The sequence below is a fragment of the Nonomuraea sp. NPDC050536 genome (genome assembly GCF_044457685.1).
Classification (GTDB): Bacteria; Actinomycetota; Actinomycetes; order Streptosporangiales; family Streptosporangiaceae; genus Nonomuraea.
Genome location: NZ_JBITHD010000001.1, coordinates 163,593 through 178,275, shown reverse-complemented (window position 1 = coordinate 178,275; position 14,683 = coordinate 163,593). Strand labels below are relative to the sequence as shown.

10 protein-coding genes are annotated in these 14,683 nt (G+C 70.1%); 4 read left to right on the top strand and 6 right to left on the bottom strand.

Features of this window, described 5'->3' with window-relative positions; genetic code table 11:
* The first annotated feature begins 98 nt into the window (after window positions 1-98).
* Window positions 99-725 carry a hypothetical protein gene (locus tag ACIBHX_RS00860; RefSeq protein WP_397062913.1) on the top strand — a complete coding sequence of 209 codons (627 nt, stop codon included), beginning with the start codon at window positions 99-101 and terminating at the stop codon, window positions 723-725.
* 240 nt (window positions 726-965) lie between these two features.
* Here ACIBHX_RS00860 and leuS read toward each other — a convergent pair whose 3' ends face one another.
* On the bottom strand, window positions 966-3,416 hold the full coding sequence (gene leuS, locus ACIBHX_RS00855; RefSeq protein ID WP_397062912.1) for a leucine--tRNA ligase: 2,451 nt from the start codon (window positions 3,414-3,416) through the stop codon (window positions 966-968).
* Window positions 3,417-3,852: 436 nt separating this feature from the next.
* On the opposite strand from leuS, the gene ACIBHX_RS00850 reads away from it, so the two are divergent.
* Window positions 3,853-5,493, top strand: a complete 1,641-nt coding sequence (locus tag ACIBHX_RS00850) for a hypothetical protein (protein ID WP_397062910.1) — start codon at window positions 3,853-3,855, stop codon at window positions 5,491-5,493.
* 460 nt (window positions 5,494-5,953) lie between these two features.
* Here the strand turns inward: ACIBHX_RS00850 and ACIBHX_RS00845 are convergent, their stop codons facing one another.
* The gene (locus tag ACIBHX_RS00845; protein ID WP_397062909.1) at window positions 5,954-7,195 is read right to left on the bottom strand and encodes a cytochrome P450; all 1,242 of its coding nucleotides are present in this window, start codon (window positions 7,193-7,195) and stop codon (window positions 5,954-5,956) included.
* Between the two features lie 214 nt (window positions 7,196-7,409).
* Here ACIBHX_RS00845 and ACIBHX_RS00840 point away from each other — a divergent pair, with 214 nt between their 5' ends.
* Window positions 7,410-8,405: a TRM11 family SAM-dependent methyltransferase gene (locus ACIBHX_RS00840; RefSeq protein WP_397062907.1), complete on the top strand. Its 996-nt coding sequence runs from the start codon at window positions 7,410-7,412 to the stop codon at window positions 8,403-8,405.
* On the opposite strand, the gene ACIBHX_RS00835 is transcribed toward ACIBHX_RS00840, so the two are convergent.
* On the bottom strand, window positions 8,380-9,183 hold the full coding sequence (locus ACIBHX_RS00835) for an alpha/beta fold hydrolase (protein WP_397062905.1): 804 nt from the start codon (window positions 9,181-9,183) through the stop codon (window positions 8,380-8,382). The genes ACIBHX_RS00840 and ACIBHX_RS00835 overlap by 26 nt on opposite strands.
* A gap of 341 nt (window positions 9,184-9,524) precedes the next feature.
* Window positions 9,525-10,202 carry a TetR/AcrR family transcriptional regulator gene (locus ACIBHX_RS00830; RefSeq protein ID WP_397062904.1) on the bottom strand — a complete coding sequence of 226 codons (678 nt, stop codon included), beginning with the start codon at window positions 10,200-10,202 and terminating at the stop codon, window positions 9,525-9,527.
* 94 nt (window positions 10,203-10,296) lie between these two features.
* Between ACIBHX_RS00830 and ACIBHX_RS00825 the strand changes: the two genes are divergently transcribed.
* On the top strand, window positions 10,297-11,700 hold the full coding sequence (locus ACIBHX_RS00825) for an FAD-dependent monooxygenase (protein WP_397062902.1): 1,404 nt from the start codon (window positions 10,297-10,299) through the stop codon (window positions 11,698-11,700).
* Here the strand turns inward: ACIBHX_RS00825 and ACIBHX_RS00820 are convergent.
* Window positions 11,675-12,928 (bottom strand): cytochrome P450, encoded by a 1,254-nt coding sequence (locus tag ACIBHX_RS00820; protein WP_397062900.1) that lies wholly within the window; start codon window positions 12,926-12,928, stop codon window positions 11,675-11,677. The two genes, ACIBHX_RS00825 and ACIBHX_RS00820, sit on opposite strands and share 26 nt — an antisense overlap.
* 96 nt (window positions 12,929-13,024) lie before the next feature.
* Complete coding sequence (locus ACIBHX_RS00815; RefSeq protein WP_397062899.1) at window positions 13,025-14,566, bottom strand: GMC family oxidoreductase; 1,542 nt, start codon at window positions 14,564-14,566, stop codon at window positions 13,025-13,027.
* Window positions 14,567-14,683: the final 117 nt, after the last annotated feature.

Sequence of the window (14,683 nt, the reverse complement as noted above, 5' to 3'; positions counted from 1 at the left end):
TAGCCCAGTTTGGGACATGATGTTTCGAGTTTGGGATTTGGAGTTTTGTGGCTAGTATCTGGGGCCTGTGACCGATTCGGCGAAGGAGTTGAGGGGCCGTGAAGCGCTGGGTGGCGAAGTTGGGTGGGAGCGTGCTGGCGGTGGGGGCGGTAGGCCTTGCGGGGATAGGCGCGTTCGCCGTGTCGATGCCTGGTGATGGCGGGTATGCCGATCTGGGCAAGGCGGGTTACCAGACCGACGGGTATGCGGTCACCAGCGATCCGTACGACTGGAGCAAGGCGAGCGTGTTCCTGGGAGCGGTGGACAAGGTGCGCTTCCGGGTGGTCCCGTCCCGTGGGGTCGCGTTCCTGGGGTTGGCCAAGCCCGAGGATCTGAACAGGTATCTCGCGGCGGTCGACTACACGATCGGGCATGAGAACACCGGCAAGGGGGTCACCTTCATCCGGCATCCCGGCAAGGCGCCCGCGACGCCGCCAGGGCAGGAAGGGTTCTGGCTGGCCAAGAGCGAGGGGGCGGGGCCGCAGACCCTGCAGTTCGACGCGAAGTCGCAGCTGGGCGACCGGGTCCTGGTGGTGTTGAACGCCGACGGCTCACCGGCCGTCAGCGGGATGGTCGAGAACGCGGCCTCGCAGCCGTCCCTGCCGTGGATCGGCGCCGGTTTCATCGCGGGCGGTGTCGTCCTCGGCGCCGGTTCGTTCCTGACCTTCCGCCGCGCCCGCCGCTGACCCCATCTCCCGGGAGCAGGTCCCAATGGTCAGCACGGCGGCTTCCCTGGTGCCGTGACGGCGGGGAGCGGCGCCGCCGGAGTGCCGACCTTGGACAGACGCGAACCCGCGACGGCGGGGGGCGGTAGGGCGGCTTGCCGTACAAGAACTAACCGCACAAGAACCGGCCGTACGAGACCTGGGAAAGGGACAGCGCCCGGGGCGCAGTCGATGCGGCCGGGCGCTGTTGCTGTGCGGTGGCTAGGGGACGATGTTGACCAGCTTGGGGGCGCGGACGATGACCTTGCGCGGCTCCCCCGACAGGTAGGGCTGGATCTTGTCCGAGGCCAGCGCCAGCTCGCGCAGGTCCGGCTCGGAGATGTCCGGCGAGACCTCCAGCCGGTCGCGGACCTTGCCCGCCACCTGCACCACGCACGTGACCGACTCCTGCACCAGCAGGGCGGGGTCCGCGGTGGGCCAGCCGGCGAAGGCGACCGAGCCCTTGTGGCCCAGGCGCTCCCAGCCCTCCTCGGCCGTGTACGGCGCGACCAGCGACAGCATGACGGCCAGCGTCTCGGCGGCCTCGCGGACGGCCGGGTCGGCGGCGCCGGGGCCGGAGTCGATGGCCTTGCGGGCGGCCGAGGTCAGCTCCATCATGCGGGCCACGGCCACGTTGAACTTGTGGGCGTCGACCTGGCTGGTGACCTCGTCGATCGTGCGGTGGGTGAACCGGCGCAGCTCCAGGTCGCCGTCCTCGAAGGAGACGCCGGGCTCGGCGGCGACCTCGTCCATCACGCGGAAGGCGCGGGCCAGGAACTTCTGCGAGGCGGCGGGCGAGACGTCCGCCCAGTCGATGTCGTCCTCGGGCGGGCCGGCGAAGATCATGGTCAGGCGGACGGCGTCGACACCGAAGTCGTCGATCTGCTGGCCCAGGTCGATGCCGTTGCCCAGGGACTTCGACATGGCCTTGCCCTGGTTGATCACCTGTCCCTGGTTCAGCATGCGCATGAACGGCTCGGTGAAGTCCACCATGCCCATGTCGTGCAGGACCTTGGTGAAGAAGCGCGAATACAGCAGGTGCAGCACGGCGTGCTCGATGCCGCCCACGTACTGGTCGATCGGGCCCCACTTACGCACCTGCTCGGGGTCGAACGGGCCGTCGGTGTAGCCGGGCGAGGTGTAGCGCAGGAAGTACCAGGACGAGTCGACGAAGGTGTCCATGGTGTCGGTGTCGCGCTTGGCGGCGCCGCCGCACTTGGGGCACTCGACGTTGACCCAGTCGGTGGCGCTGGCCAGTGGGGACACGCCCTTCGGGGCCAGGGCCTCGCCGCGCAGGTCAGGCAGTGTGACCGGCAGCTGCTCGTCGGGGACGGGCACCTCGCCGCAGTCGGGGCAGTGGATGATCGGGATCGGCGTGCCCCAGAAGCGCTGGCGGGACAGCAGCCAGTCGCGCAGCCGGAAGTTCACCGCGCCGGTGCCCTTGCCCTCGACCTCGAGGACGTTGATGATCTTGGCGATGGCCTCGGCCTTGGTCAGCCCGTCCAGCGGGCCGGAGTTGACCAGCTTGCCCTCGCCGGGGGTGGCCTCGCCGGTCTCGCCCGGGTCGGCCAGGCCGGTGTGCACGACGACCTTCACCGGCAGGTTGAACTCGCGGGCGAAGTCGAGGTCGCGCTGGTCGTGCGCGGGCACGGCCATGATGGCGCCGTGGCCGTAGTCGGACAGCACGTAGTCGGCCGCCCAGACCGGGATGCGCTCGCCGTTGACCGGGTTGATCGCGTAGCGGCCCAGGAAGACGCCCGTCTTCTCCTTCTCGGTGGACAGCCGCTCGATGTCGCTCAGCTTGGCCACGTCGGCGCGGTAGGCCTCGAAGGCCGCGCGGTGCTCGTCGGTGACGATCTCGTCAGCCAGCGCCGCGTCCACGGCGACCACGAAGAACGTGGCGCCGAACAGCGTGTCGGGGCGCGTGGTGTAGACGTGGACCGGCTCGTCGCGGCCTTCGATCTGGAACAGCACGTCGGCGCCCTCGGAGCGGCCGATCCAGTTGCGCTGCATGGCCAGCAGGCGCTCCGGCCAGGTGGCCTCCAACTGGTCCATGTCGTCCAGCAGCCGCTGCGCGTAGTCAGTGATCTTGAAGTACCACTGCGTCAGCTCGCGGCGGATGACGTCGGCGCCGCAGCGCTCGCACTTGCCGGCCACGACCTGCTCGTTGGCCAGCACGGTCTGGTCGTTGGGACACCAGTTGACCAGCCCGCCCTTGCGATAGGCCAGGCCGCGCTCGAAGAACCGGTTGAACAGCCACTGGTTCCACCGGTAGTAGTCGGGGTCGCTGGTGTGCAGGCGGCGCGACCAGTCGAAGGAGATGCCGTAGCGCTTGAAGGAGTTGGCCTGCGTGTCGATGTTGGCGTAGGTCCACTCGGCCGGGTGCGCGTTCCGCTTGATGGCGGCGTTCTCGGCGGGCAGGCCGAAGGAGTCCCAGCCGATCGGGTGCAGGACGTTGTAGCCCTGCTGGAACCAGTAGCGCGCCACGACGTCGCCGATCGCGAACACCTCGCCGTGGCCCATGTGCAGGTCGCCGGAGGGGTAGGGGAACATGTCGAGCATGTAACGCCGCTCCCGGGTGTCGGCGGCGTCCTCGCTCGCCAGGAACGGGTCCATCTCCTCCCACCGCTGCTGCCACTTGGCCTGCAGCGCCTGCGGATCGTACTCACTCACGGCGGTGTCCTTCTGGCTTGGTTGACCCCATAAGAAAACCCCTCGCGCACACAACGAGGGGCAGCCGCGACGGCGGGAAGACCTAGGGCCGTCGCGGCCCGCTAAGAAGCAGGGTCGCGGAACGCATAGGTCAAGCCTAGCGCACGTCTTCCACCGAATGCCGTTACTCGATCGAGCCCAACCGGCACAATAGACCCTTCAGGTCGTGCGAGACCTGATCCTGATCTACCCGTTATGACATCATATGTCCCATTAGATTACTCTCGTCGCCGTGGCGCATTCAGTCGAACCAGACCGATCGACGGGCCACCTGCCGATGCAGGACCCGCCGACCGATCCGCACGGCTTCGCGCGTTTCCCTGCGCAACCCCCTGGGACCCGTGAGATCATGCCCGATGCGTCAAATCAGGACATAACCTCGGGAGGTACGGCAGCAATGGCAACGGAGAATTCCGGACAACTGCCACCGTCCTGGCCCGAGCAGCCCCAGCCCGAGGTCCCCACCTCCTGGCCGGAGGCTCCGCTGCCCTCCTGGCCGGAGCCGGTCGTCAAGGACCCGGTCCCCGCGTGGGAAGAGCCGCCCCCGGCCCGCGACACCTCCTGGTCGAACCTGTCCAGCCCGGCCCCATGGCCCCAGCAGCCGGAGTCGCTCGAGCGCACGGCCTCCTACGACAAGGCCTCCCCGCCGACGTCCCTGCCTTCCGACCAGCTCGCGTACGGCAGGCCGCCCGCCCAGGACCAGCAGCCGTACGGCCGTCCCCCCACCCAGGACACGCACGTCTACGGCGCGCCACCGGTGCAGGACACGCATGTCTACGGCGCCCCGCCCGTGCAGGACACGCATGTGTACGGCGCGCCGACCGCCCAGGACACGCACATGTACGGCCAGCCCGCTCCCCAGGACCAGCAGCCCTATGGCCAGCCCGCTCCCCAGGACCAGCAGCCGTACGGCCAGCTACCCACCCACGACCAGCACGCGTACGGCCAGCCACCCACCCACGACCAGCAGCCGTACGGCGCGCCCACCGCCCAGGACCAGCACGCGTACGGCCAGCCGCCCGCCCAGGACCAGCAGCCGTACGGCCAGCCGCCCATCCAGGACCAGCACGCGTACGGTCAGCCGCCCGCGCCCATGCCCCAGCACCCCGGGCAGGCGCCGATGGGGCCCGAGCACGGCATGGACCCCCAGGGCCGCCCGGGAGCCAACCTCAGCCGCGACCCTTCCGACCCCGACCGCCCCTTCGTGACGGCCGGCCAGATCAGCGGCTCACGTACCCCTCCCCCCGAGCGCCAGCAGGAGCTCTGGAACACCGTCTTCGGCGACAACTACCAGGCGATGGGCGAGGAGGAGTCGCTGGACGACGACCAGCCGGGCAAGCCCATCTGGATCTACGCCCTGGCCGGGTCCGTCGCCATCGCCCTCATCGGCGCGCTCGCGTGGGCGTTCCTCGCGGGCCCCCTGGCCAGCGACGACCCCGCCCCCTCGAACACCCCGGCCGCCAAGTCGACCCCGACGGGCAAGAGCTCCCCCACCAAGCCGCCGACCACGATCGCCAAGATCCCGACGTATCCCGGCAAGGCGGCCCCGATCGCGGGCACCGTCTCGGACTCGCTCGCCAAGCTCACCGTGCCCCGCCTGGGCGGCACCTGGCAGCTCGACCAGCGCACCACGGTCAAGGCCACCTACGGCTTCGACACGCGCCAGTTCGCCCCGACAGGTCCCAACAGCTTCGCCCAGATCCTGACGGGACCGCTGCCTCAGCGACTCGCCTCGTCCTACACCACGGCCGACGACCTGGAGCCGGTCATCAAGCAGGTCGTGCTGAACGCCCGCAAGCGCTTCTTCCCGCAGCCGAACACGGTCAAGAAGCTCGGCCAGCAGCCACTCAAGGGCGTCAAGGGCCGCGCGATCGCCTACGAGCTCATCTCCGGCGACACCAAGACCGTCATCCTCACCGCCGCCGTCGACACGGGCTCAGACCTGCCGTCGATCGTCTACATGTCGATCCCGTCGACCAGCAAGCAACTCCTGCCAGACATCAACACCATCATCAAACGCCTCAAAACCACCCCCTAAGCGCCCCCAATCTCCACAGCAATCCCGTACGCCAAGCCCGACCTTCACAGTGACCCTGTACGGCGAGCCCGATCTTTGCAGTGATCCTGTACGGCGGGCCGCCGCCACCGGCCGCCCACCACACTTCGGCTAGGGGCCCGCGACCGGCGCTGCTGGCGAGTCGGGGACGCTTGCCCACCGTCACGGCGCGTCGGCAAGCGGGCACCACGGTCGCCCACCGCTCGCCGTAACGCGCCAGACGCAACCCTCGCGCCAAGGGCCACCCTGCCCGCCGCACCAAGGCGCCGACCTCCGCCGTCCCACGTCCCGCCGACCCGGCGCCAAGACCTACGACCCGGCCGGTACCACGACCCGGGTCCGGGTTGCGGTGCGCCCGCCCCGGCAGCCGGGTCTCCCGTGCGCCGGCAGGCGCAGTCACCTTGCCCGCGCAACCCCGCGCCGTACAGAGGCGCAGACCTGGTTAGAAGGTGCAGGTCATGTGTTTGGTGCCGTTGATGAAGCTGGAGTGGAGGCGGTCTGGCTTGCCGCCCTCGATCTGCGGGACCCGGCGCAGCAGCTCGCGGAACATCACCGTGATCTCCCGCCGCGCCAGGTGGGCACCCAGGCAGAAGTGCGGGCCAGGCCCGCCGAAGCCGACATGCGGGTTGGGGTCGCGCAGGATGTCGAAGGCGAGCGGATCGGCGAAGACCGACTCGTCGCGGTTGGCCGACCAGTAGAACAGCACGGCCTTCCTGCCCTTGCGGTAAAGGGTGCCGTTCATCTCGAAGTCGCGGGTGAGCTTGCGGCGCATGAAGTTGACCGGCGAGGCCAGGCGCACGATCTCCTCGACCGCACCGGGCGCACGCCCGTCGATGTCCTCCAGCCAGAGCGCGCGCTGGCCGGGGTTGTTGGTCAGCAGCCGCAGGCCGTAGGAGATGGCGTTGCGGGTGGTCTCGTTGCCGGCCACCACGAGCAGGATGAAGAACGAGCCCAGCTCCTGCAGCGTCAGCTGCTCGCCGTCGAGGTTGGCGTTGACCAGGGAGGACGTCAGGTCGCCCGTGGGATTGCCGGTGCGGTAGGCCGCCAGGTCCTGCACCAGCTGCTGCAGTTCCAGGCCGGCGTTGAGCAGCTGCTCGGCCACGCGGTCCATGTCGCCTCGGGCGTACTCGGGGTCGAAGCCGCCCAGGATGACGTTCGAGCGCTCGAAGACGAACTGGTAGTCCTTCTCCGGGATCCCCATCATGTCGCAGATGATCTTCAGTGGCAGGCGGGCGGCCACCTCGGTGACGAAGTCGCAGCCGGACCCCTTCACCAGCAGGTCGTCGACGATGCGGGTGGCGGCGGTCTCCACGTCGGCCTCGAACTGCTTGATCATCTTGGGCGTGAACGCCCGGGAGACGATCCGGCGCAACCTGGCGTGCCGCGGATCGTCCATGTTGATCATCGAGCCGAAGTACTCGGCGAACTCGGCGGGCATGTCCGGGATGTTCGTCGCGCCCCCGTCGCCGGAGCAGAACACCTCGGGGTTACGGCTGGCCTCGACGATGTCGGCGTGCCGGGTCAGCGCGTAGTAGCCGGGCCCCTTCGGCGCGAAGGAGACCTCCATCTCCTCGAAGAACGCGGGACTGTCCAGCGCCCGCAACCGCCGGAACGCCTCCTCCCGCTGGTCCATGGGCCTGGCCCAGAACTCCGGGTTCGAAAGGTCGAAGTCCACGACGCTCATGAGGCCATCATTGGGAAAAGCAACCACTTACGTCAAGAGAGTGTGACGTACACCGTACGTACCTTCGGAAAACCAGTTGATCACCCCGCTACGGTGGTCGCATGAGTTTCTTCTTCCGACGCTGACGTTCCGCCGGCGGGACGCGGCGTGAACCACCGCCGGCGATGCGGGACGGCCAGAGGCCGCCCCGGGTCGCGTCGTGGGAGAAGGACACGTGCACACGTTTGCCGTGGCCAGGGCCGTGCATGGCATCGAGCCCCTGGTGGCCGCGGAGATCATCCGTTTGAAGATCGGTGCGGTGCTCGAGCTGCGCCATCGTGAGGTGTGGTTCGAGCCGCGGCGGGATCCGCGGGCTCTGCGCCTGGCCGACGACGTGCTGCTGGTGGGGGCCGTGGTCGACGGCGTCGGCCGGCAGCGGTCGGCGCTCGACCGCCTGGCCCGCGCCGCCGAGGGCATCGGCGGGCCCGCCCTGGCGCACGAGGTGTCGGCCTCGTTCGTCGGGCGGCGCAACTACACCCGCTTCGACATCGAGGACGCCGTCGGGTCCCGGCTCGGCGGGCCGTACCACTCACGCAGGGACGGCGGCAGGCCACCCGAGGGGCTGGCGTCGTGGCGGGTCACGATCGAGAGCGAGCGGGCGGTCATCGCGCGACGCCTGGCGGATCGGCCCCTGCACCGCAGGCCGTACAAGTCCGGCGCCGTTCCCGGCTCGCTGCACCCGCCGCTCGCCGCCGCGATGGCGGAGCTGGCCCGCCTGGACGAGGCCCGCACGGTGCTCGATCCGTGCTGCGGCGCGGGCACCACGCTCATCGAGGCGGCCCACCTGGCCCCGCACGCCCGCCTGATCGGCCTCGACCACAGCCCGCAGGCCGTCAGGACGGCCTCACTCAATGCCGGTACGGCATGCGGAAGCGAACCCACCTGGATCCGAGCCGACGCGGGCCGGATCCCGCTGCCGACGGCCGGCGTGGACCGGGTGCTGGTGAACCCGCCGTGGGGCCGTCAGGTGCCCCCGGCGGGGCTGCTGGCCGCCGATCCGGACCGGCTGTGGCGGGAGGTGCGCCGGGTGCTGGCCCCCGGCGGGCTGGCCGTGGCGCTGGTGCACGGCGAACTCCCGCGGGGGCTCGCCGTGCAGCGCGTGATCGAGGTGAGCCTGTCGGGGCGGCACCCGGTGATCGCGATCCTCAGGAGGCCAGCCAGTCGAGGATGAGGGACCCGACCTCGCGGGGCTGCTCCAGGTGCAGGAAGTGACCGGCGCCCGCCACCTCCTCCACGCGCGAGCCGGCAGGCAGGTGGCCGAGCGCATCCTTGGCCATGCCGGGGTCCAGGCAGCCGTCCTGGGCCCCGTGCAGGTACAGGATCGGCGTGCTCGAGGCGGGCGCCGGCTCCGGGTAGCGGCCCGTGGGCGGGGTGGTGCCGAGCATGGCCCGGTAGTAGCCGATGGCGGCGGACAGGTTGGCGGGCTCGGCGAGGCTGCGCCGTACGAACTCAAGGTCCTGCGCGAAGTCGTAGCCGGGAGACCAGTCGGCCCACAGCGACTCCAGGAAGCCGGGCGCGGCGGCGGCCGGCTCGGCCAGCGCGGTCTGGAACAGGAAGATGTAGAAGGACCGCTTGAGCTGCGCGTAGTCCAGGAACGAGGCGGCCAGGGCGCCGGGCGGCGGCACCGCCAAGGTCACCGCGCGGCGGAAGCGGTCGGCCGCGACGTAGGTGGTCAGCGCGCCCCAGTCGTGACCGATCAGCACGGCGTCGTCGTCGCCGCCCAGCTCCTCGTGGAGGGCCAGCACGTCGGCGGCCAGCGCGGCGCGCTCGTAGGCGCCGTCGGCGGGCACCTCGGTCGGCGCGTAGCCGCGCGTGAACGGCGCGACCGCACGGTAGCCGCGCTGCGCCAGCTCGGGCAGCAGGTGACGCCAGGTGTGTGCGGAGTCGGGGAAACCGTGCAGGCATAGTGCCAGCGGCCCATCCCCTACGGTCAGATATGCGAACTCCATGCCATTGGCATGAATCGTCCTGATCTCCATGCCGCGAAACCTAGCATTCGACCCGCCGCGGGAGTAGCAGTCAGCTTCTCAATCGACAACGACCGAGCTTGCAGCTCCTCGCCGTCGACGGCTTCGACGGTCTGGTCCGCGTCAGGCAGCGTGACTCACTGCCCAGCCCGCTGCACCGCGTGAAGCGATGGTGCGGGCCTCCTTGCGGCGACGCCGCTTCAGCAGCCGTTTCGCGCTCTTGGTGGCCTTGGCCTGCAAGCGGCGGCGCACCACCCACCTCACCTCGAACATACTACCGAATCGAATCCCGATTTCCGGCGAGACACGCCCGCACCTGCGGGTCAGTCGCGGGCCAGGCCTCGCAGCAGACGCTCAAGACCGTACTCGAACTGATCAGTGAAGCTCGGATCGTCGGCCTCGACCACGCGCCTGGCGAAGTGCGGGTAGTCGCCGCTGTCCAGGACCCGGCGGATGTAGGGGGCGACGGAGGCCCGCCACTGGGTCTGGTCGAGCCCGGTCCGCAGCCGCTCCTGGGTCTCGGCCAGCTGGCGCGAGGCGGCGCCGAGCACGTAGTCGGAGATCAACCCCATCACCATGCCGGCCTGGGTGATGTCGCCGGTCAGGCCCTCGGCGGCGGCCAGCACGAGGTCCATGTGGCGCAGCGAGTTCGGCCCCAGCGCCGGTCTGGTTGCCAGCAGCCCGCCCAGCCACGGATGGCGTAGCAGCAGCTCCCGCTGCTCGCGGGCGATCCGGGCCAGATCGGCCCGCCAGTCGCCGGTCGGCTCGCCCGCCGGGCCGCCGCGCACCGCGTCGGCCATGAGGTCGAGCAGCTCGTCGCGGTTGGCCACGTAGCGGTACAGCGAGGTCGTGCCGGACTCGATCGCGGCCGCCACGCGGCGCATCGTCACCGCCGCCAGCCCCTCCGCGTCGGCGATCGCGACCGCGGCCTCCACGATGCGCTCCACGCTCATCGCCTGCCGCTTGGGACTGTACGGCTCGCGGCTCCACACCAAGGACATCTGCCACCCCCTCTGGTCATCATCCTAGCGATGTGGTTACAGTGTTCCCATCGACGGGAACAACGTTCCCACAACGCTTCTCCGAGGAGGAGAGATGGAAGACGTCCTGATCGCGGGCGGCGGGACCGTGGGCCTGAGCGCCGCGGTGTTCCTGGCCCGGCACGGCATCCGGCCCCTGGTCATCGAGCGCGACTCCGGCCCGCAGATCCACCCGCGCGCCACCGGCGTCGGCCTGCGGACCGTGGAGCTGCTGCGCGAGGTCGGCCTGGAGGCCGCGGTGAACGCGGTGGCCGTGGACATGACCGTCACGCTGGGCAGGGCGACCGCGCCCACGCTGGCGGCCGCCGGCCTGCCCGCGCTCGGCGACACCGCGCCCACCCGCGCCCAGGTCCTGGGCGACATGAGCTTCACCCCGGCGCGCATCCGCGGCACCTGCCCGCAGAACCGGCTCGACCGGGTGCTGCTGGAGGCGGCCCGCGAACGCGGCGCCCGCGTCGAGTACGGCACCGAGCTGGTCGCCGTCGAGCAGGACGCGGACGGCGTGACCGCGCACGTTCGCGGCCCCGGAGGCGAGCGCACGATCAGAGCCCGTTACCTGGTGGCCGCCGACGGCGTGCGCAGCACGGTCCGCCGAAGCCTGGGCATCGGCGTGTCGGGGCCCGGCCCGCTCGGCCCCTCCCTGCACAACGTGCTGTTCGAGGCCGATCTCAGCGCCCTGACCGGCGGCGTCACGTTCGCCATGTGCGACATCACCGGCCCGGAGGCCCCCGGCCTGCTGATGACGATCGACGCGGAGAAGGAGTGGGTCTTCCACACCGCCCAGGAGCCCTCGGCGGAGCTGGTCCGCACCGCGATCGGCGACCCCCACCTGGAGCTGGAGATCCTCAGCACGCTCGGCTGGCGGGCGCGCGGCCAGGTGGCCGACGGCTTCGCCGCGGGGCGGGTGTTCCTGGTCGGGGACGCGGCGCACGCGGTGCCACCGACCGGGGCGTTCGGCATGAACACCGGGGTGGCCGACGCCCACAACCTGGCGTGGAAGCTGGCCCACGTGCTGCGCGGCGAGGCGGACGCCGCCCTGCTCGACACCTACGAGCAGGAACGGCGCCCGGTGGCGCTGATGACCCTGGAGCAGGCGATGATCAGGATGGAGCACCCCATGGTGCACTGGGGCGGCGACGCCGAGTCGCGTGCGCGGGTGGGCGCGATCAACGCGCCGATCGTACACATGGGCTACCGCTACGGCACCCCGATCGAGGACCTGCCCTCCACCGAGGACATCACGCTGGTCCTGGACGGCTCGCCCGGCTCCCGGGTCCCGCACGTGTGGGTGCGGGAAGGGGTCTCGACGCTGGACCTGGTCGACGGCAGGTACTGCGTGTTCAGCGCCGAGCCCGTCGAGGCGGACGTGCCGGTGCACGTCGTCGAGGGCTGGCCGTACGGCAGGCTGCTCGTGCGGCCGGACGGGATCGTGGCTAGTGCGTATACCCCAGGTGCTTGATGCCGTTGATGAAGTTGGACAGCAGGAAGTCCGGCTCGCCGACGGACCTGATGCCGGGCAGCCGGGTGAACAGCTCGCGGAACATCACGGTCATCTCGCGCCTGGCCAGGTGCGCGCCCAGGCAGTAGTGCGGACCCGGCCCGCCGAAGCCCACGTGCGGGTTCGGGTCGCGGGTGATGTCGAAGGCGTCGGGATCGGTGAAGACCGCCTCGTCGCGGTTGGCGGAGTTGTAGAACAGCAGCACCTTGTCGCCCTTGCGGTACTGCTGGCCGTTCATCTCGAAGTCCTGGGTGAGCGTCCGGCGGAACTGGATCACCGGGGTGGCGTAGCGGACGATCTCGTCGCAGGCCTTGACGATGCGGCCGTCGAAGTCGCTCATCAGCAGCTCGCGCTGCTCCGGGTGGTCGGTGAAGAGCTTGAGCCCGTAGGCGATGGCGTTGCGGGTGGTCTCGCTGCCGGCCACGACCAGCAGGATGAAGAACGAGCCGAGCTCCTGCGAGGTGAGGTGCTCCTCGCCGTTGACCAGCAGGCTCACCAGGTCGCCCGTCGGGTGCTTGCGGCGCTGGTCGCCCAGGCGGGCGGCCAGCCGGTTCAGGCTGTGGCCGGCGTGCAGCAGCCTGAGCAGGCCCTTGCCCACGTTGAGGCGGCTCAGCTCGGGGTCGATGCCGGTGTACTCGGCGTCGGCGTTGCCGAGGATGACGTTGGTCCGCCGCAACACCATGTCATGAAATTTCGGCGGAATCCCCATCATGTCGCAGATCACGCGGACGGGGAGCTTGGCGGCGACCTGGGCGACGAAGTCCGCAGGCCCCTCCTTGATCGCCCCGTCCACGATCTCCGCGGCGGCGACGGCCAGGTCCTCCTCCATCTTGCCGAGGATCTTCGGGGTGAAGGCCCGCGAGACGATCCTGCGCAGCCTGGCGTGCCGGGGATCGTCCATGTTGATCATGGAACCGAAGTACACGGCCAGCCAGCGGGGCATGTCGGGGATGCTGTTGGAGCACGGCTCGCTGCTGAAGACGGCCGCGTTCCTGCTGGCCTCGGTCACGTCGGCATGCCGTACCAGGGCGTAGTAGCCCGGGCCGCCGCCGACGAACGGCAGGAACTGCTCCTGGACGAACGCGGGCCGGTCGAGCGCGCGCAGCCTGCGGAAGGCGTCCATGCGCTCTGCCTGGGGCAACCCCCAGAACGGGATCTGGGACAGGTCGACATCGGCGGAGACCGTCATGGCCTTCATGATTCGTGCAAGTGACCGCTTACGTCAAGTTCTGTCATCAGGGTCGCCTAGCGCGGGACGCCCGCCGTACAGGCCGCCCGGGGCGCGCTAGCCCTTCGCGATCAGGTCGGATCCCTTCTCGCCGATCATGATGGCGGGCGCGTGGGTGTGGCCGCGGTTGAGCGTCGGCATGATCGACGCGTCGACCACGCGCAGCCCCTCGACGCCGCGGACCTTGAGCGACGGGTCGACGACCGAGTCGGCGTCGGTGCCCATGCGGCAGGTGCCGACCGGGTGGTAGAGCGTCTCGCCGCGGTCGCGGGCCCACTGGGCCAGTTCCTCGTCGCTCTCGGGGTTGGTGTAGGGCGCCATCGGGGGGCCCGCCCACTGCTTCATGGCGTTGGTGGCGAAGACCTGCTTGGCCACCTTCAGCCCGGCGACGATCCGCTTCACGTCGGCCTCCTTGGTCAGGTAGCCGGGGTCGATCACCACGTCGCGCCCGTTGAGCCCGACCCTGCCGCGGCTTTCCGGCTGCAGCAGGATCACGCCGACGGTTAACCCGTGGCCGGTGGGGGGCGTGAGCCCGTGGTCGATGAAGGGCCCCGGCGCGAAGATCAGCTCGATGTCCGGCGCCGGCTCCTCCTTCGAGGTCCTGATGAAGGCGACCGCCTCGCCCACGTTCGTGGTGAGCATCCCCGACCGCAGCACCAGGTAGCGGAACAGCTGCACGATCGATTCGGCCTTGACCAGCGTCACCGGCTGCGTGCACTCGACGAACACCCCGGTCGACAGGTGGTCCTGCAGGTTCTTGCCCACCTGCGGCAGCTCGTGCACGAGCTCGACCCCGGCGTCGCGCAGTTCCTCGGCCGCGCCCACGCCCGACCGCATCAGCAGGTACGGCGAGCCGATCGCCCCTGCCGACAGGATCACTTCCCGCCGGGCCCTGACCTGGGCGCCGCCGTCGTGCTCGATCCCGATCGCGCGCGTGCCGTCGAAGACGACCCGGTCCACGGTCGCGCCGGTGATCACGGTCAGGTTGGGACGCTTGAGCGCCGGGCGCAGGTAGGCGTCGGCCGCGCTCCACCTCCGGCCGCGGTTCTGCGTGACCGGGGTCGGGCTGTAGCCCTCGTTGGAGGCGCCGTTGAGCTCGGGCAGCCGCTGGTAGCCGAGCTCCTGGCAGGCCTGCAGGAAGGCGGCGGTGGTGACGTTGGGGCTGCGCAGCTCGGAGATCACCAGCGGCCCCGAGGTGCCGTAGACGCCGCCTTGGTTGCTGCCGACCCGGTGCTCGGCCCGGGTGAAGTAGGGCAGCACGTCGTCGTAGGTCCAGCCGGGGATCCCCCACTGGTCGTAGTCGCGGCGGTGCCCGCGCACCCACATCTGCGCGTTCAGCGACGACGAGCCGCCGATGACGCGCCCGCGCGGCCAGTACAGTTCCCTGCCGGACATCTCGGCCTGCTTGGCCGTGGTGTAGTTCCAGTCGTAGTCGGTCTTGAACAGCTTGGAGAACCCGGCCGGCATCCGGATCTCCAGCTTGTCGTCCTGGCCACCCGCCTCGACCAGGGCGACGGACACCCCCGAGTCCGCCGACAGCCTGTTGGCCAGCACGCATCCCGCCGACCCCGCGCCGACGATCACGTAGTCGTACTCCATGGGCCCTCCAGGGGGTAAGTAATCTGGTACTTGCTTACTCCAGGCGAGCAAGCGAGTCCATACGCATCTGTAACCGCCGTTACCTACCGGTCAGTATGGAGTCCTGCTTAGATGACG